The organism is Shewanella cyperi, from assembly GCF_017354985.1.
In the GTDB taxonomy this organism is placed as follows: Bacteria; Pseudomonadota; Gammaproteobacteria; order Enterobacterales; family Shewanellaceae; genus Shewanella; species Shewanella cyperi.
In genome coordinates this window covers 42,757-61,212 of the sequence record NZ_CP071501.1, presented here as the reverse complement: position 1 = coordinate 61,212, position 18,456 = coordinate 42,757, and the positions used below count along the sequence as shown (strand labels likewise).

Sequence of the window (18,456 nt, the reverse complement as noted above, 5' to 3'; positions counted from 1 at the left end):
TGCTTTCCCGATTTTGGCTGCTTGGTGACAAAAATGGCCCCGAAGGGCCATGAACAGTATCAGACCACCTCGCCGGCGGCGTAGCCCGAACTCCAGGCCCATTGGAAGTTGTACCCTCCCAGCCAACCGCTGACATCCACCACTTCGCCGATGAAGTAGAGTCCGGGTTGTTTGCGCGCTTCCATGGTTTTTGACGACAGTTCATCTGTGTCGACCCCGCCCAGGGTAACTTCAGCGGTACGATAGCCCTCGGTGCCGCCGGGTTGAATGCGCCAATCGCTGAAATACTGTTGCAGGGATTCAATCTCCGCCTTACCCAGCTGGTTCAAAGCCTTGTCCGGCAGCGCCCCCATCTCCTGCAGTACCTCCACCAAGCGCTTGGGCAAGAGTCTGGCCATGGCGTTGCGCAGGCTGAGTTTGGGGGACTCGGCACACTGCTCCTTTAGCCAGGATGTCAGGTCCGTGTCCGGTAACAGGTTGAAGCTGATGCTTTCACCCGGCTTCCAATAGGATGAGATCTGCAATACCGCCGGACCGCTGAGTCCCCTGTGGGTAAACAGCAACGCCTCGCGGAAGGACTTTCCACATTGGGCCGTGGCCACCACAGGCAGACTGATGCCGGACAATTGTTCGAAGTTGGCCTTGTCCTGGGGTTGCAGGGTAAAAGGCACCAGGCCGGCACAGGTGGGCAGGACGTTCAAACCAAACTGCTGCGCCAATTGCAGACCGAAGGGGGTGGCTCCCAGCTTGGGCATGGACAGGCCCCCGGTGGCAATCACCAAGGACTCACAGCTCAGGTCTCCCTGACTGGTGTGCAGCAGGTAACCGCCCTCCTGCGCCTGCACATTCAGGATCTCGGTACGCAACTGAATCTTGACCCCGGCCCAGTCGCATTCTGTGGTCAGCATGTCCACTATGTCCTTGGCCGAGTCATCACAGAACAACTGGCCCAGGGTCTTTTCGTGAAAGGCGATGCCGTGACGCTCCACCATGGCGATAAAGTCCCACTGGGTAAAACGCGCCAGGGCCGACTTGCAGAAGTGAGGATTGCGGCACAGGTATGCCGCGGGTTCAATATTGAGATTGGTGAAGTTACAGCGACCACCGCCGCTGATAAGGATCTTGCGTCCCAACTGCTTGGCATTGTCGAGCAAGAGCACATCGCGGCCACGATAACCGGCGGTAAGCGCACACATCAATCCGGCAGCGCCTGCGCCTATGATGATGACCTGATGATGTTTGACTGCTGACATTGGATTTCCCGGCAAATGGACCACAGGGCCTCAACAAAAGGCCATAAAAAAGGACGCTATTTTAGCATCCTTTTTCCCCTGTCGAGCGGCTTTTATTCGGCCTTGGTTTCGGACTTTTTCTCCCTGGCCAGCAGCTCCTTGGCCGCCTCCAACGGGGATTTATCCTCATACAGGACCTGATAGATTTGCTCGGTAATCGGCATTTCTACCCCCAGGCGATGGGCCAGGGTATAAACTTCTTTGGTGTTGCGGTAACCCTCAACCACCTGACCTATCTCGGCCTGCGCCGTCATAACATCAGAGCCCTTGCCCAATGCCAAACCAAAGCGGCGATTGCGGGATTGGTTATCGGTACAGGTCAGCACCAGATCACCAAGACCGGCCATGCCCATAAAGGTGGCGCTTTGGGCCCCCAAAGCTTCGCCCAAACGGCTCAGTTCTACCAGCCCCCGGGTGATCAGCGCGGTACGGGCATTGGCACCAAAGCCGATACCATCGGACATGCCCGCGCCAATGGCGATCACATTCTTAACCGCGCCGCCCAATTGCAGACCGATAAAATCATCGTTGGCATAAACCCGCAACCGTTTGGGGCTGTGTAACAGCTCCACCAAATCCTGGGTAAATACCGGATCGGTACCAGCCACGGATATCGCGGTCGGCAGACCTGCGGCCAGCTCCTTGGCAAAGGTCGGCCCCGACAGTACCGCCAGGGGGAAAGCATCGCCGAGAATATCCCGGGCCACGTCCTGCAACAGTCGACCGGTTTCCGGCTCCAATCCCTTGGTGGCCCAGACGATGCGGGCATCGCTGCGCAGTAAAGGCTTGGCCTGGGTCAGCACGTTGCCAAACACATGGCTTGGCACCACCACCAACACATTGTGGCTGGCTTGCAGAGCCTTGCCGAGATCCGCCTCCAACTGCAGGCAATCGGGGAAAGCGATACCGGGAAGGAAGGTTTCGTTACAGCGCGCCTGCTGCAGGCGTGCCACATGAGCGGGATCATGGCCCCAAAGCAGGGTCTTGTGTCCGTTACTGGCCAGAGAAATGGCAAGGGCGGTGCCATAAGAGCCCGCCCCCAGTACCGTGATATCGGCAGTGTCTTTCATTTGCGTTACGCGTTTGCTTCTTCGGCCGGAGCTTCTGCAGATACACGCTGTTGCACATACTGGGCAAACAGGGCATCGAAGTTAACCGGGGCCAGGTTCAGCTGTGGGAAGGTACCACGGGCAACCAGGCTGGCCACTGTCTCGCGGGCATATGGGAACAGGATGTTGGGGCAATAGGCACCCAGAGAGTGAGCCAGTTGTGGCTCGCTCAGGCCGCTGATGGAGAAGATACCGGCTTGTTGAACTTCACACAGGAAGGCAGTTTCGTCACCGTTCTTGGCAGTCACGGTCACAGACAACACGACTTCATATACGTCATCGGCCAACTTGGTGCTGCGGGTATCCAGATCCAGCTTCACCTCTGGGCTCCATTCCTTCTGGAATACGCCAGGGCTGTTTGGCGTTTCGAAAGACATGTCCTTGGTGTAAACGCGCTGGATGTTGAACTGTGGGGCTTGTTGTTCGTTATTTGCTACTTCAGCCATAATTTCCTACCTATCAAAAAGTTGAATCGGCTTTTTCATTGAAAGCCAGTAATTTTGGGCCCGACTGCCTGAAATCCTTTGGAACTCAAACCATCCCGGGTGTTTGATCTCGTCCGCCAAAAAACCGCTTAGCCCTTTGCCGATCACAGGATCCGAATGCCGAATGGGAACCGCCGTTTAAACCAGGAACCCATCGCCGACCGCTTATCTTTTGCTTTTTGAAACAGGCATATTGGCTGCCTGCCAGTCACCCATACCACCCTTGAGATTAAACACTTGCTCAAAACCTTGTTTAACCAAAAGCTGAGCCGCTTGAGATGAGGTCATGCCAGCGTTGCATACCAATATAATGGGGCTGGTCTTGGCGCTTTCAAGGGCGGAGAGTTGATTATTTTTAATCTCAGCCATGCTGATGTTAAGTGCATCTACTATGTGGCCTTTACGGAAATCCTCTTTACCGCGCACATCCACTACCTTGGCCCCTTGCTTATTGACCAACTGCACCAGCTCCTGATGGCTGATGTTTTTGACCTTGGAAGTGACTGATTTGAATACGCTGACGATCAGCGCCATAAACAAACCGGCCCAGGCCAGACTCAACATGGGGTTGCTGCGAAAAAACTCGATATATTCTTGCATGATGTTAATTAAGGTCGCTGTCCAATAACAATTGAGGGCTCAGAGTATACCACCGACATGGCAGAATGCAGCATCCCGCACCCGGGCAAACCCCGTCGGCGTCACAAAAGCCGTCCGCGCTCGCATTAGGGGCAAATGCCTTTGTCCCACCCCGGCAGTCGTAGTAGTATTTGAGCAATTTCCGATTCTGACGCTTCTATAACTTTCTCAATCTTGAAGGTACACCACCATGACAGCAAAACGTCCTCTGGCATTATTGATCCTGGATGGCTGGGGTTACCGTGAAGACACCGCCAGCAATGCGATTTTTCACGCTAACACCCCGGTTCTGGACCAGCTCAATGCCACTCGCCCCCATGGGTTGATTTCCGGTTCCGGCTTTGACGTCGGTCTCCCCGACGGTCAAATGGGCAACTCCGAAGTAGGCCACATCAACCTGGGTTCAGGCCGTGTGGTCTACCAGGAGCTGACCCGCATCTCCAAGGCCATCAGCGATGGCGAGTTTGAACACAATCCGGCCCTGTGCCAGGCGGTAGATGCCGCCATTGCCGCCAACGGCGCCGTGCACATTATGGGCCTGTTGTCGCCCGGTGGCGTACACAGCCACGAAGAGCACATCGAAGCCATGTGCCGCATGGCCGTGGCCCGAGGTGCCAATCAGGTGTTCCTGCATGCCTTCCTCGACGGCCGAGACACGCCGCCGCGCAGCGCCAAGAGCAGTCTGGCCCATTTCAATGAGCTGTTTGCCGAGCTGGGCACAGGTCGCATTGCCTCCATCGTCGGTCGCTATTACGCCATGGACCGCGATAACCGCTGGGACCGCGTGTCTCAGGCCTATGAGTTGTTAACTCAGGGCAAGGGCAAATTCGAATTCACCAATGCGGTCACCGCACTGGAGGCGGCCTATGGTCGTGATGAAAATGACGAGTTTGTTGCAGCCTCAGCCATAGTGCCAGAGGGTGAGTCAGCCGCTGTGATGAAGGACGGTGATGCACTGATTTTCATGAACTTCCGTGCCGATCGCGCCCGCCAAATCAGCCGCAGCTTCATCAATGCCGATTTTGACGGTTTTGTGCGTCAACATACGCCCAAGCTGAACTTCGTGATGCTGACCGAATACGCTGCCGACATTAAGGCACCCGTGGCATTTCCATCAGAAGATCTGGTCAACACCCTGGGTGAAGTGCTGCAGAACCGCGGCATGACCCAGTTGCGGATCTCCGAAACCGAGAAATATGCCCATGTCACCTTCTTCTTTAACGGCGGCAAGGAGCAACCATTCGAAGGGGAAGACAGGATACTGATCAATTCTCCCAAGGTGGCAACCTACGACCTGCAGCCGGAGATGAGTTCCGCCGAACTGACAGATAAACTGGTAGAAGCTATTGAATCTGCTAAGTATGATGTCATTATCTGTAACTATCCCAACGGCGACATGGTGGGTCACACCGGCAACTTCGATGCCGCGGTCAAAGCCTGTGAAGCGGTCGATGCCTGTCTGGGACGGGTGATTGATGCCCTGGCCAAGGTGGGTGGCGAATGCCTGATCACTGCAGACCACGGTAATGCCGAGCAGATGCAGGACCCCAGCACTGGCCAGGCCCATACTGCCCATACCAGCGAATTGGTGCCCTTTATCTATGTGGGCCGGGATGCTGAAATTGCCAGCGGCGGTCGCCTGAGCGATGTGGCCCCCACCATGTTGGCGCTGATGGGACAGGAAATTCCGGCAGAAATGACCGGCAAGCCCTTAATCACTATCAAAGAGTAACCAAGACACTTGAGCACTTTGCGTTGGTCGAAAGCCGGCATACTTGCTGGCTTTCTTGTATTGTCACTGCCCCTCCAGGCCGCGGATCTGGAGCGGCGGCAGTCTGAGCTGAAAGCCATACAGGCACAGATCAGCCAACAGCAAAGTGCCCTCAAGAGCACCGGCAAGCAACGGGAGCGCCTGGTTGCCCTGTTGAAGCAGGATGAGAAGGCCATCGCCGATGCCGCAGGTGCCATTAACCGCACCCAGGGTGAATCGGCCAAGGTGAGCGCCAAGCTGCAACAGCTGAAGCAACGCAGCGAGCAACTGGAACGCCTTAAACAAAGCCAGCAACAAAGCCTGTCTAAGCAACTGGCCAGCGCCTATCTCGCCGGCAGCCACGATTACAGTAAGATGCTGCTCAATCAGCAGAGTCCGGCGACGATCGAGCGGATGCTGGCCTATTATCAATACCTCAACAAGGCCCGCATCAAGGCCATAGACCAGCTGAAACTGACTCTGGACGAACTGCAGCAGGTGCGCAGCCAGCAATTGGATGAACAGTCCCGCCTGGAGCGCCTGATAGTCGAGCAAAAAGACCAGGCCAAACGCCTGGGCGCCGAGCAAAGTCAGCGTCAGCTGACGCTGAATGAGCTGCAAAAGACCCTGTCTGAGCGCGGTGCCGAACTTGAGCAGCTGCAAATCGAAGAGGCCAGCCTCAAGCGCGTGGTGGAAGAAGCCCTTCGCACCGCCAAGGAAAGCCCGTCCATGAAGGGGCTGGCGAGCCAGAGGGGCAAACTGGGCTGGCCCACCAAGGGCGCGCTGAATGTCTCCTACGGCAGTACCCGCTCGGGCCAAATCAAGTGGAAGGGCGTCATGCTCGCCGCCCCCGAAGGCCAAAATGTGTTTGCCATTGCGCCGGGTAAAGTGATCTTTGCCGACTGGCTGCGTGGCTTCGGTATGGTCATGGTGGTGGATCACGGCGAGGGTTACATGAGCCTTTATGGCCACGCCCAGGCACTGCTCAAGGAAGCCGGTGATACCGTTCAGACGGGCGACGCCATCGCACTGGTTGGACGTTCGGGTGGACAAACCGAGCCTGGCCTATACTTCGAAATAAGGCATAAGGGGCAAGCCGTCGATCCGGCGGGATATTGTCGTCGGTAAAGCGCGCCCCGCCAGTCGAAGGGGGCCCCCATGTCACAACTGTTACGTTACCTTGGCGCCCTGGTCCTGGGATTGACCTTGGGCCTGTCCATCAGCCTTACCGGACAGGAACAGGTTAAGTCGTTCGGCAGCCAGTACAACTATCCCTTGTTACTGGACATCATGGATACGGTGGAAACCTACTACGTTAATCAGGTCGACAGGGACGAGCTGATCCAGGCAGCCATCAAGGGCATATTTGATCATCTGGATCCCTATTCGGGATATCTGGACAGGCAACAACTCATCAATTTACGCGACGCCAACCACGGTGAATATTACGGCTTTGGTTTCGAAGTGGCGTCCGGCAATAGCGAACAACTCAACATTATTGCCCCCTTTCCCAACTCCCCGGCAGCAAGAGCCGGGATATTAGCCGGCGATCGGATACTGAAGATCAATGACAAGTTGGTCAGCAGCCTGGATCTCAATATTGCCCTGTCGGAAATTCGTTACCACAGCATCAACAACCTGGCGTTGGACCTGGAACTGCAACACAACAATGATGATCAGACTTTCGCCGTAACCCTGACACCTGAAACAATTCAGGTGAAATCGGTGGAAGGAAAATGGTTGAGCGACGGCATTGGTTACATCAGGCTCAGCAGCTTTCAGGACAACACTGCCGAAGACATGATGGCCCAACTGCGGCAATGGCGGGGTCAAGCCATGAGCGGGTTAATACTGGATTTACGCAACAATCCCGGCGGGTTATTGGACCAGGCCATCAAGATTGCGGATCTCTTTCTGGCCAAGGGCAGAATAGTGTCCACCGAAGGACGTTTCTTCGACGCCAATTCCGACTATTTTGCCTCGCCGCAGACCATGGTCGGCAACATCCCGATCATGGTGTTAATCAACAAAGGTTCGGCCTCGGCTGCCGAAGTATTGGCAGCGGCTTTACAGGACAATGGTCGCGCCACCCTGATAGGCGAAACCAGTTTCGGCAAGGGCACGGTACAAAGCCTGATCCCGACCCTGGGAACGGACAGCGCGATTAAACTGACCATAGCCAGGTACAACACTCCCAATGGCCGCGACATCCACGCCAAAGGGATTGAGCCGGATATCAGCATCAGCGAACAGCCAAGCCCACTTTTATCTCTAAACAATAAGGATACAAAGGTTGACCTCGGCTTGGATTCGGCAATAGCATTGATTACAAATCATAAATAATCACAAGCTATTACTTCGTGCGCTTAATATTCGTTTTCTTGTTGCTTGCGACAAGCTTGACCTCAGTCCATGCCGGGCAATTGGCCATCATTATCGATGATATAGGCTATCGTCAGACCGACACGGCGGTGTTAAGCCTCCCTCCCGAAGTGACACTTTCGGTGCTGCCCCATACCCCTTTGGGTAAGAAATTGGCTCAACAAGGCCATCAAAAGGGCCACGAAATTATGTTGCACCTGCCAATGCAGGCACTCAATGGCGATACGCTCGGCCCGGGCGGACTGACCAATCAGATGTCAGAAAGCCAATTCAAGCAACAAGTGGCCCAGGCCATGGACAGTGTGCCCTATATCAAAGGGGTCAATAACCATATGGGCAGCTTGTTAACCCAGTTGCCTGCCCCCATGTCCTGGCTAATGGAAATGCTGAAAAGTCGTGAGCTCTATTTTATCGACAGCGCCACCACCAAATTCAGCCGTGGCGAAGAGATGGCCGAGCAACGGGGAGTGCCGTCACTCAGGCGTCAGTTGTTCCTGGATAACGACATCAGTCATAAGGGATTGGAAAGACAATTCAGGCAACTGCTGGAGTTGAGCAAGGGACCGGGTATGACGGTTGCCATAGCTCACCCCCATCCGACTACGGTCGCGTTTCTCAAGGCCAACTTGCCGTCCTTGAGCAAAGAGGGAATAAACTTAATGCCAGCATCCCAACTGCTGCCCTTGGTTTTGGCGCAAAAGCAGGGAACTAACCCAACTGCAGCACTGAAATAGTGGGATCCGGCAGCAATTTCATCAGCTCATCCCCGTTGCTGACTATGTCGGCCAAGCTGTGGCGATCAAGCACAGCCAAATAGGCTGCTACAGCGGCCCCCAGCACATTACGTAATTGGCAAGCCGGGGTCAAAATACAGTAGGGTTTGGCACAATCTACCGGTGCCAGCGAATGCTCCAGAGTACGAACCAATTGCCCCAGATTGATGTCTGCACTGGGGCGTGCCAATCTGAACCCCCCAGCCTTTCCCCTGACTGTTTGTAAATAGCCGCTTTTTCCCAAATGATGGATGATTTTGGAGACATGGTTTGGAGAAAGCTCAAAGACCTTGGTCACTTCGGCAATGCGGAATAACTCCTGGCGTTCGGGCTGCACCGCCATATACATCAGGATCCTGATGCCATAATCTGTATAACGGGTCAATTGCATGGTCACCTGCCATTCATTGCGTGAGTTGTTCCAGGGATGTGATCAGCCAGATAGCTTCCTCGGCAGAGGTTCCGCAGACATCAGCAGTGGCCGAAAACGCCAAACAGACCCTTGGGCGTTCGGGTGCTCCGAACAAACGACAGAGATTATCGTCCGTCAATTGAATACAGCGCACACCCGCAGGCTTGCCTTTGGGCATACCGGGTATGGGAGTAGTGATTGACGGGGCAATACAACAAGCACCACAACCTAAACGACAGTCCATCCAGCCATCCTGATTATAACCAATTAGGTACAAGTGCCCATGCAGGCGACGCAATTTTGCCAGCTGAAGCACGCTTTTGAAAGCCGATTTCACCTGGAAGACAGCAAAGCAAAAAAGGCCACCCGCTTTGGGTGGCCTTTTCGACTCTGTTTGATTTCACTTTTCAAAGTGGAAACCAGAATTAGGCGTCTGGCGATGACCTACTCTCACATGGGGAGACCCCACACTACCATCGGCGCGATTGCGTTTCACTTCTGAGTTCGGAATGGGATCAGGTGGGACCACAATGCTATTGTCACCAGACAAATTTGTTCTGACCGGCTGTCATCTCTTATGAGAGAAGGCCAATCAGGTAATTTGGAAAGCTGCTGCTCTTACGAGCCTTGAGTCTCGACTTCAATCAAGTTTGGGTACTTCAAGCAAAACGTAAAACCCATCTGGGTTGTATGGTTAAGCCTCTCGAGTCATTAGTATCAGTTAGCTCAACGCCTCACAACGCTTACACACCTGACCTATCAACGTCCTGGTCTCGAACGGCTCTTATGTGGACTCTAGGTCCAAGGGATGACTCATCTTGGGGCTCGCTTCCCGCTTAGATGCTTTCAGCGGTTATCGATTCCGAACGTAGCTACCGGGCAATGCCATTGGCATGACAACCCGAACACCAGCGGTTCGTTCACTCCGGTCCTCTCGTACTAGGAGCAACTCCCCTCAATCATCCAACGCCCACGGCAGATAGGGACCGAACTGTCTCACGACGTTCTGAACCCAGCTCGCGTACCACTTTAAATGGCGAACAGCCATACCCTTGGGACCGACTTCAGCCCCAGGATGTGATGAGCCGACATCGAGGTGCCAAACACCGCCGTCGATATGAACTCTTGGGCGGTATCAGCCTGTTATCCCCGGAGTACCTTTTATCCGTTGAGCGATGGCCCTTCCATTCAGAACCACCGGATCACTATGACCTACTTTCGTACCTGCTCGACGTGTCTGTCTCGCAGTTAAGCTGGCTTATGCCATTACACTAACCGTACGATGTCCGACCGTACTTAGCCAACCTTCGTGCTCCTCCGTTACTCTTTGGGAGGAGACCGCCCCAGTCAAACTACCCACCAGGCACTGTCCCTAACCCCGATTAGGGGCCCAGGTTAGAACATCAACACTACAAGGGTGGTATTTCAAGGACGACTCCACGAGAACTGGCGTTCCCGCTTCAAAGTCTCCCACCTATCCTACACATGTAGGGTCAATGTTCAGTGCCAAGCTATAGTAAAGGTTCACGGGGTCTTTCCGTCTAGCCGCGGGTATACGGCATCTTCACCGCAATTTCAACTTCACTGAGTCTCGGCTGGAGACAGCGTGGCCATCATTACGCCATTCGTGCAGGTCGGAACTTACCCGACAAGGAATTTCGCTACCTTAGGACCGTTATAGTTACGGCCGCCGTTTACCGGGGCTTCGATCATGAGCTTCTCTTGCGATAACCCAATCAATTAACCTTCCGGCACCGGGCAGGCGTCACACCGTATACTTCCTCTTGCGAGTTTGCACAGTGCTGTGTTTTTGATAAACAGTTGCAGCCACCTGGTATCTGCGACTGCCGTCAGCTCGGGGAGCAAGTCCCTCCACCAACAGCAGCGTACCTTCTCCCGAAGTTACGGTACCATTTTGCCTAGTTCCTTCAGCCGAGTTCTCTCAAGCGCCTTGGTATTCTCTACCCGACCACCTGTGTCGGTTTGGGGTACGATTCCTGCTAACCTGAAGCTTAGAAGATTTTCCTGGAAGCCTGGCATCAACCACTTCAGTGCCGTAGCACCTCGTCATCAGCTCTCGGTGTATGTGTGCCCGGATTTGCCTAAGCACACCACCTACCACCTTAAACACGGACAACCAACGCCGTGCTGGCCTAGCCTTCTCCGTCTCTCCATCGCAGTTAGCAGAAGTACGGGAATATTAACCCGTTTCCCATCGACTACGCCTTTCGGCCTCGCCTTAGGGGTCGACTCACCCTGCCCCGATTAACGTTGGACAGGAACCCTTGGTCTTTCGGCGAGGGGGTTTTTCACCCCCTTTATCGTTACTCATGTCAGCATTCGCACTTCTGATACCTCCAGTGTGGGTTACCCCTTCACCTTCAACGGCTTACAGAACGCTCCTCTACCGCGTACACGTTATCGTGCACACCCGTAGCTTCGGTGAATTGCTTAGCCCCGTTACATCTTCCGCGCAGGCCGACTCGACTAGTGAGCTATTACGCTTTCTTTAAATGATGGCTGCTTCTAAGCCAACATCCTAGCTGTCTAAGCCTTCCCACATCGTTTCCCACTTAGCAATTACTTTGGGACCTTAGCTGACGGTCTGGGTTGTTTCCCTTTTGACGACGGACGTTAGCACCCGCCGTCTGTCTCCCGGATAGCACTCTTTGGTATTCGGAGTTTGCAAAGGGTTGGTAAGTCGGGATGACCCCCTAGCCTTAACAGTGCTCTACCCCCAAAGGTGTTCGTCCGAGGCGCTACCTAAATAGCTTTCGAGGAGAACCAGATATCTCCCGGTTTGATTGGCCTTTCACCCCCAGCCACAAGTCATCCGCTAATTTTTCAACATTAGTCGGTTCGGTCCTCCAGTTGATGTTACTCAACCTTCAACCTGCCCATGGCTAGATCACCGGGTTTCGGGTCTACACCTAGCAACTAAACGCGCAGTTAACACTCGGTTTCCCTACGGCTCCGCTATTCGCTTAACCTCGCTACTAAATGTAAGTCGCTGACCCATTATACAAAAGGTACGCAGTCACGGTCTCAAGAACCGCTCCCACTGCTTGTACGTATACGGTTTCAGGTTCTATTTCACTCCCCTCACAGGGGTTCTTTTCGCCTTTCCCTCACGGTACTGGTTCACTATCGGTCAGTCAGGAGTATTTAGCCTTGGAGGATGGTCCCCCCATGTTCAGACAACATATCACGTGTGCCGCCTTACTCGTTTTCATCTCTGGTTAGTTGTCGTGTACGGGACTATCACCCTGTACCGTTGAGCTTTCCAACTCATTCCACTAACACCCCAAAGACTTAAGGGCTAATCCCCGTTCGCTCGCCGCTACTTAGGGAATCTCGGTTGATTTCTTTTCCTAAGGGTACTTAGATGTTTCAGTTCCCCTCGTTCGCCTCACTACACTATGTATTCATGTAGTGATGACAGCTTATGCTGCCGGGTTCCCCCATTCGGACATCGCTGGCTATAACGGTTGTTACTACCTCACCAACGCTTTTCGCAAGTTACTACGTCCTTCATCGCCTCTGACTGCCAAGGCATCCACCGTATACGCTTAGTCGCTTAACCATACAACCCAAATGAGTTTCACTCATCTGAGCCGCATTGCGACCAGCTGGTTTTACTTGGTCTCATTTCCAGGGTAGGAAATGGACCCGCCTTGAAGAATACCCAAAACACTTGATTGAAGTGTTTGAGAACTCAATTTTTGTATTAACTGGAACAAGTCCAGTTTCTACTATCAGCTTTCCAAATTGTTAAAGAGCAACATTATCTTTCGATAATGCAGGTTTTAAGACAAACCTATCTGTGTGAACACTCAACAGTGCGACGCATCGCTTAGGTAAGGAGGTGATCCAGCCCCAGGTTCCCCTAGGGCTACCTTGTTACGACTTCACCCCAGTCATGAACCACAAAGTGGTGAGCGCCCCCCCGAAGGTTAAGCTACCCACTTCTTTTGCAGCCCACTCCCATGGTGTGACGGGCGGTGTGTACAAGGCCCGGGAACGTATTCACCGTGGCATTCTGATCCACGATTACTAGCGATTCCGACTTCATGGAGTCGAGTTGCAGACTCCAATCCGGACTACGACCAGCTTTATGGGATTAGCTCCACCTCGCGGCTTCGCAACCCTCTGTACTGACCATTGTAGCACGTGTGTAGCCCTACTCGTAAGGGCCATGATGACTTGACGTCGTCCCCACCTTCCTCCGGTTTATCACCGGCAGTCTCCCTAAAGTTCCCGGCATGACCCGCTGGCAAGTAAGGATAAGGGTTGCGCTCGTTGCGGGACTTAACCCAACATTTCACAACACGAGCTGACGACAGCCATGCAGCACCTGTCTCAGAGTTCCCGAAGGCACCAAGGCATCTCTGCCAAGTTCTCTGGATGTCAAGAGTAGGTAAGGTTCTTCGCGTTGCATCGAATTAAACCACATGCTCCACCGCTTGTGCGGGCCCCCGTCAATTCATTTGAGTTTTAACCTTGCGGCCGTACTCCCCAGGCGGTCTACTTAATGCGTTAGCTTGAGAGCCCAGTGTTCAAGACACCAAACTCCGAGTAGACATCGTTTACGGCGTGGACTACCAGGGTATCTAATCCTGTTTGCTCCCCACGCTTTCGTGCCTGAGCGTCAGTCTTTGTCCAGGGGGCCGCCTTCGCCACCGGTATTCCTCCAGATCTCTACGCATTTCACCGCTACACCTGGAATTCTACCCCCCTCTACAAGACTCTAGTTTGCCAGTTCGAAATGCAATTCCCAGGTTGAGCCCGGGGCTTTCACATCTCGCTTAACAAACCGCCTGCGCACGCTTTACGCCCAGTAATTCCGATTAACGCTTGCACCCTCCGTATTACCGCGGCTGCTGGCACGGAGTTAGCCGGTGCTTCTTCTGTGGGTAACGTCACAGCTATAGGGTATTAACCTACAACCTTTCCTCCCCACTGAAAGTGCTTTACAACCCGAAGGCCTTCTTCACACACGCGGCATGGCTGGATCAGGGTTTCCCCCATTGTCCAATATTCCCCACTGCTGCCTCCCGTAGGAGTCTGGGCCGTGTCTCAGTCCCAGTGTGGCTGATCATCCTCTCAGAACAGCTAGGGATCGTCGCCTTGGTGAGCCTTTACCTCACCAACTAGCTAATCCCACCTGGGCCTATCCATTCGCGCAAGGACCGAAGTTCCCCTGCTTTCCCCCGTAGGGCGTATGCGGTATTAGCAGTCGTTTCCAACTGTTATCCCCCTCGAATGGGCAAGTTCCCAGGCATTACTCACCCGTCCGCCGCTCGTCACCTCAGGAGCAAGCTCCCTTGTGTTACCGCTCGACTTGCATGTGTTAGGCCTGCCGCCAGCGTTCAATCTGAGCCATGATCAAACTCTTCAATTAAAAGTTTTGGTGTTTGGCTTGCGCCAAACTGCTCAATGAATTCTGTCGATTTTGCAACTGTAAACAGTCGCAAACTGCATGTTTGCATGGACATCATTCACTGATGAATATCGTTGTCGATGTCATCAGCTCTGCGAGTGTCCACACAGATTTGCTTGTCTTAATAACTTGTTAAAGAACGGTGCCGCTTGGGCATCCCACCGAGTTCTCAGCGGGTCAGGGCTGCGTATTCTACAGAACCCCGTTTTGGCGTCAAGCAGTTTTTGAAAACTTTTTTCGACGCTGCCGGAGCTTCACTCCGACCACTTTCACCTGCCGCCGCGCCTTGCGCTGCCTGCCGTGTCAGTGGATGCGCATTATAGGCGGCCGCACTTTTTACGCAAGGGCTTTTTTGAGAAAAATGCCAATTTCACGCCATTTGCGGCAAAAACGACCTGACCAGTCATTTTTTCAGCATTATAATGGGCGAAATGCCCGTTTTAGTGAGAATTACATGTTTACTTCATTGAGAAAGTACAAAGGTACCGCCCCCAAGCTGGGTGCCAAGGTTTATATAGATGAGGCTTGTGTCCTTGTGGGAGATATAGAGCTGGGTGATGATGCCAGTGTTTGGCCCATGGTTGCCGCGCGCGGAGACGTGAACCATATACGTATTGGTAAACGAACCAGCATACAGGACGGCACAGTCTTGCATGTAACCCGCAAAACACCCGCCAAACCAGAAGGCCATCCGCTGTTGATAGGGGACGATGTCACCATAGGTCACAAGGCCATGCTGCACGGTTGCACCGTGGGCAACCGGGTCTTGATTGGTATGGGCGCCATCATATTGGACGGCGCCGTCGTCAGTGATGATGTGATCCTGGGAGCGGGCTCACTGGTGCCACCTGGCAAGGTGTTGGAGAGTGGTTATCTCTATGTGGGCAGCCCGGTAAAGCAAGCCCGCCCCTTGACCGAAGCCGAACTGGCGTTCCTGCCGCAATCGGCACTGAACTATGTGATCCTGAAAGACGAATACCTGGCCGAAAACCAGCAGGCCTGAGATTAGAGCCTTATTTGCCCTTCCTCATCGAAGGCTTCGTCTTCGATGAGCGACTCGGCTTTATCTTCCAGATCAAAACGCACATCTTCAAACAGCTGCATTGCATTGGTTTCATCTGCCTGGGTCCCGCTGAGTTTGGTTAATAGTGGCAGGCCAACCAAACAGCCGATATTGACACCATTTTGTTGGGCAATGAATCTAACTTGCCGCACCTCAGGCAACCACTCAACCAAATCCGTGAAAATGATGCTTTGGTTCATTGTGCTTCTCCCTGATTGAGCTGTTGCCTGAGCAGTGCCAGTACCGGCTCTACCTCAGGCCTGACACCACGCCAAAGCTCAAAGCTTTCGGCTGCCTGCCCCACCAGCATGCCCAGGCCATCAATTACCTTTGCGGCACCTTGTTGTTTGGCCCAGCTATTAAAGCTGGTGCAGCCACTGCCATACATCATGTCATAACACACGGTTGCCGGGCCTATGGCCGCCGACGCCAGCGGCGGTACCTCCCCCTGTAAACTGGCGGAAGTGGAATTGATAACCAAGTCGAAAGCCCGGGTTGCCGCCATGGCATCGACCGCTACTATTGGCGAACCTGGGAACAAGGCTGCCAACTCAAGCGCCTTGGCGTGGGTTCGGTTGCCGATGCTGATATGGGCGCCAGCCCTGAGCAGAGGCCCGAGCGCACCTCTGGCGGCACCACCGGCCCCCAGCAGCAACACTCTGGCCCCCTGCAACTCAACCTGCTGACGACGCAGATCAGCGACCAGACCCAAGCCATCGGTATTCTCACCCTGCAAACGCCCATCGGCACCAACAACCAGGGTATTAACGGCACCGGCCAAGCGAGCATCGTCACTGAGGTCATCACACAGGGCAAAGGCCTGCTCCTTGAATGGCAGGGTGACATTGGCGCCCTTGCCCCCGGCGGCAATAAAGTCGGCAAGGCAGTCCCCAAAGCCATCCTTAGGTGCCAGAATCGCTTGATAACTTATGTCTTCACCGGTTTGCTGTGCAAAGGCAGCGTGGATCTGCGGTGACTTGCTGTGGGCGATGGGATTGCCGAATACGGCGTATTTGTCTGTCATGGGCTGACTTGGGAATGGGTTCGTGCTGTCAGTCTACCGCGAGCCCATTTAAGCGGGCAATGGCAGAACAAGGAGTAATTTTCATCGGCTTTTGGCTATACTGGGCGCCCATTTTTCAGTGAGCGTGTGAATGAACTGGTTTAAGAAATTGCTGCCCCGGAGGCCGGCATCCCAAACCGTCCATCAGGACGACAGGGATCCCAAGCAGTCCAATGCCTATGACATGATAGGCGGTGATAACACCTTAAAGGCCATTGCCCACAGTTTCTATCAGCGCATGCAGCAGGGAGACGATACCCGCGAGTTGTTGGCTGTGCATAGAGCCCCCCTGGCTCAGTCGGAGCAAAAACTGTATGAATTCCTCAGCGGTTGGCTCGGCGGTCCACAACTGTTCCAACAAAAGTATGGCCACCCCGCCCTGCGGGCCAGACACATGCCCTTTGCCATCGACGAGCAATTGCGGGATCAGTGGCTGATTTGCATGCGTTATGCGCTGGAGCAGCACATAACCAATCCCGAGCACAGGCAGGTAATCTACCGGGCGATAGCCACCCTGGCAGATCACATGCGCAACCAGTAATAGGATCAGCCCAGGGCCAACCAATCCCTTGGTTTGAGATAATGCTCGTATAGCTTGGCTTCAGCCGTACCGGCTTCGGGTACATAGGCATATTGCCAACGCACCAAGGGTGGCATGGACATCAGAATCGACTCGGTACGGCCACCGGTCTGCAGTCCAAACAGGGTGCCGCGATCGTATACCAGATTGAATTCCACATAACGGCCACGGCGGTACAACTGAAAGTCGCGCTCCCGTTCGCCAAATTCTGTGTGCTTACGCCTTTTGACTATCGGGGCATAGGCGGTGAGAAAACCCTTGCCAACAGCCTGCATAAAGTCAAAGCAGCGCTCAAAGCCCCACTCATTCAGATCATCGAAAAACAGTCCGCCGACACCACGGGTTTCATTGCGGTGTGGCAGGAAGAAGTAGTCGTCGCACCATTTCTTGTATTTGGGGTAAACCTCTTCTCCGAAGGGTTCGCACAGGGCTTTGGCATGTCTGTGCCACTCTATGACATCTTCCTCGAAGGGATAATAGGGCGTCAGATCGAACCCACCGCCAAACCACCATACGGGATCGGCGCCCTCTTTACGGGCAATAAAAAAACGCACATTGGCGTGGGTGGTCGGCACATAGGGGTTGTTGGGGTGGATCACCAGGGAAACACCCATCGCCTCAAAACTGCGTCCCGCCAACTCGGGTCTGTGTGCCGTAGCCGATGCCGGCATGGCTGCGCCCGTCACATGGGAGAAGTTCACCCCGGCCTGTTCAAACACGGCCCCCTGGGTCAGCACCTTGCTGGTGCCGCCACCGCCTTCGGCTCTCTGCCAACTGTCACTGACAAAAGTGGCCTTGCCATCCAACTTTTCCAGACCGGCACAAATGTCAGCCTGCAGCTGCAATAAAAACGCTTTTACCTCGTCGGCATTCGGAAGTCCCATGCTGTAATCCTTTTATCCTTGTCTGAAAATATGGCCGGTTTGAATATCAATGATGGTTGATGGCTGACGCGCTGTGCCCAGCTCACCCAAGACCACCGCCGCTATTTTACCGCTGAATTGAGTTTCCACTTCCGCCAGGGTCAGAGCAGGCTCCTCACCGGCAAGATTGGCACTGGTGGACACCAAAGGCTTATCTATCGCATCACACATGGTTCTGACACCCGGATGGGCGCTTACCCGCACGGCTATGGTGCTGAAGCTGCCACGCAGCAAAGGGCTGACCTCGGCCTTTGCCGGAATGACAAAGGTGAAGGGGCCGGGCCATTTGGCTTGCGCTGCGGTGAGTTGCTGCTCTGTCACTGCGGATAAATCCAGGTACGAAAGCAATTGCTCGAAGCGGCTGGCGATAAGGATCAGGCCTTTTTCCCAGGGCCTTTGCTTGACATCCAACAGCGCCTGAACGGCGCTCAGATTGTCAGGGTCGCATCCCAGTCCATACACAGCCTCTGTTGGATAGGCGATCACGCCGCCGGTGGCAATCACGTCAGCGATAGCCGACGGTTCGAGGTGAAGCATGTTATTAC

At 54.1% G+C, this 18,456-nt stretch carries 16 protein-coding genes and 3 rRNA genes; 6 read left to right on the top strand and 13 right to left on the bottom strand.

The annotated features are described in order from the left end of the window. Positions 1-59: 59 nt before the first annotated feature. The 4 genes from JYB84_RS00270 to JYB84_RS00255 all read right to left on the bottom strand — a co-directional run bounded on the left by JYB84_RS00270 (position 60) and on the right by JYB84_RS00255 (position 3,486). Positions 60-1,253, bottom strand: coding sequence for a BaiN/RdsA family NAD(P)/FAD-dependent oxidoreductase (locus tag JYB84_RS00270; RefSeq protein ID WP_207321494.1), 1,194 nt, complete (start codon positions 1,251-1,253; stop codon positions 60-62). Between the two features lie 92 nt (positions 1,254-1,345). Further along, positions 1,346-2,362 carry an NAD(P)H-dependent glycerol-3-phosphate dehydrogenase gene (gpsA, locus tag JYB84_RS00265; protein ID WP_207321493.1) on the bottom strand — a complete coding sequence of 339 codons (1,017 nt, stop codon included), beginning with the start codon at positions 2,360-2,362 and terminating at the stop codon, positions 1,346-1,348. 5 nt (positions 2,363-2,367) lie between these two features. Further along, the gene (gene secB / locus JYB84_RS00260) at positions 2,368-2,847 is read right to left on the bottom strand and encodes a protein-export chaperone SecB (protein ID WP_207321492.1); all 480 of its coding nucleotides are present in this window, start codon (positions 2,845-2,847) and stop codon (positions 2,368-2,370) included. 204 nt (positions 2,848-3,051) lie between these two features. Further along, the gene (locus JYB84_RS00255; RefSeq protein WP_207321491.1) at positions 3,052-3,486 is read right to left on the bottom strand and encodes a rhodanese-like domain-containing protein; all 435 of its coding nucleotides are present in this window, start codon (positions 3,484-3,486) and stop codon (positions 3,052-3,054) included. A gap of 229 nt (positions 3,487-3,715) precedes the next feature. Here JYB84_RS00255 and gpmM point away from each other — a divergent pair, with 229 nt between their 5' ends. From gpmM to JYB84_RS00235, 4 genes are read left to right on the top strand one after another with little or no spacing between them, the layout of a single operon-like run. Continuing rightward, positions 3,716-5,257 carry a 2,3-bisphosphoglycerate-independent phosphoglycerate mutase gene (gene gpmM / locus JYB84_RS00250; RefSeq protein ID WP_207321490.1) on the top strand — a complete coding sequence of 514 codons (1,542 nt, stop codon included), beginning with the start codon at positions 3,716-3,718 and terminating at the stop codon, positions 5,255-5,257. A gap of 9 nt (positions 5,258-5,266) precedes the next feature. After that, positions 5,267-6,403, top strand: coding sequence for a murein hydrolase activator EnvC family protein (locus tag JYB84_RS00245; protein ID WP_207321489.1), 1,137 nt, complete (start codon positions 5,267-5,269; stop codon positions 6,401-6,403). A 30-nt stretch (positions 6,404-6,433) separates the two neighbouring features. Next, the gene (locus JYB84_RS00240; RefSeq protein ID WP_207321488.1) at positions 6,434-7,618 is read left to right on the top strand and encodes a S41 family peptidase; all 1,185 of its coding nucleotides are present in this window, start codon (positions 6,434-6,436) and stop codon (positions 7,616-7,618) included. A gap of 17 nt (positions 7,619-7,635) precedes the next feature. Then, entirely contained in the window at positions 7,636-8,391 is a 756-nt protein-coding gene (locus tag JYB84_RS00235) for a divergent polysaccharide deacetylase family protein (protein WP_207321487.1), read from the top strand. Here the strand turns inward: JYB84_RS00235 and JYB84_RS00230 are convergent. The 5 genes from JYB84_RS00230 to JYB84_RS00210 form a co-directional block, all read right to left on the bottom strand. After that, on the bottom strand, positions 8,366-8,821 hold the full coding sequence (locus JYB84_RS00230; RefSeq protein ID WP_207323046.1) for an Rrf2 family transcriptional regulator: 456 nt from the start codon (positions 8,819-8,821) through the stop codon (positions 8,366-8,368). The genes JYB84_RS00235 and JYB84_RS00230 overlap by 26 nt on opposite strands. Positions 8,822-8,834: 13 nt before the next feature. After that, complete coding sequence (locus JYB84_RS00225; RefSeq protein ID WP_207321486.1) at positions 8,835-9,086, bottom strand: YkgJ family cysteine cluster protein; 252 nt, start codon at positions 9,084-9,086, stop codon at positions 8,835-8,837. A 187-nt stretch (positions 9,087-9,273) separates the two neighbouring features. Beyond that, positions 9,274-9,389: ribosomal RNA gene (gene rrf / locus JYB84_RS00220) — 5S ribosomal RNA — on the bottom strand. A 143-nt stretch (positions 9,390-9,532) separates the two neighbouring features. After that, a 23S ribosomal RNA gene (locus tag JYB84_RS00215) occupies positions 9,533-12,425 on the bottom strand. 275 nt (positions 12,426-12,700) lie between these two features. Further along, positions 12,701-14,243: ribosomal RNA gene (locus JYB84_RS00210) — 16S ribosomal RNA — on the bottom strand. Together the 16S, 23S and 5S rRNA genes form the textbook arrangement of a ribosomal RNA operon. Before the next feature lie 493 nt (positions 14,244-14,736). On the opposite strand from JYB84_RS00210, the gene JYB84_RS00205 reads away from it, so the two are divergent. Further along, positions 14,737-15,285, top strand: coding sequence for a gamma carbonic anhydrase family protein (locus JYB84_RS00205; RefSeq protein ID WP_207321485.1), 549 nt, complete (start codon positions 14,737-14,739; stop codon positions 15,283-15,285). 2 nt (positions 15,286-15,287) lie between these two features. Here JYB84_RS00205 and JYB84_RS00200 read toward each other — a convergent pair whose 3' ends face one another. Both JYB84_RS00200 and aroE read right to left on the bottom strand, forming a co-directional pair. After that, positions 15,288-15,545, bottom strand: coding sequence for a DUF1488 family protein (locus tag JYB84_RS00200; protein ID WP_207321484.1), 258 nt, complete (start codon positions 15,543-15,545; stop codon positions 15,288-15,290). Further along, positions 15,542-16,369, bottom strand: a complete 828-nt coding sequence (aroE, locus tag JYB84_RS00195; RefSeq protein WP_207321483.1) for a shikimate dehydrogenase — start codon at positions 16,367-16,369, stop codon at positions 15,542-15,544. The genes JYB84_RS00200 and aroE overlap by 4 nt, the downstream gene beginning before the upstream one ends. A gap of 130 nt (positions 16,370-16,499) precedes the next feature. On the opposite strand from aroE, the gene JYB84_RS00190 reads away from it, so the two are divergent. After that, positions 16,500-16,949: a group II truncated hemoglobin gene (locus JYB84_RS00190; protein ID WP_207321482.1), complete on the top strand. Its 450-nt coding sequence runs from the start codon at positions 16,500-16,502 to the stop codon at positions 16,947-16,949. 5 nt (positions 16,950-16,954) lie between these two features. On the opposite strand, the gene hemF is transcribed toward JYB84_RS00190, so the two are convergent. After that, the gene (gene hemF / locus JYB84_RS00185; RefSeq protein WP_207321481.1) at positions 16,955-17,872 is read right to left on the bottom strand and encodes an oxygen-dependent coproporphyrinogen oxidase; all 918 of its coding nucleotides are present in this window, start codon (positions 17,870-17,872) and stop codon (positions 16,955-16,957) included. Positions 17,873-17,884: 12 nt separating this feature from the next. Continuing rightward, positions 17,885-18,448: an L-threonylcarbamoyladenylate synthase gene (locus tag JYB84_RS00180; protein WP_207321480.1), complete on the bottom strand. Its 564-nt coding sequence runs from the start codon at positions 18,446-18,448 to the stop codon at positions 17,885-17,887. Positions 18,449-18,456: the final 8 nt, after the last annotated feature.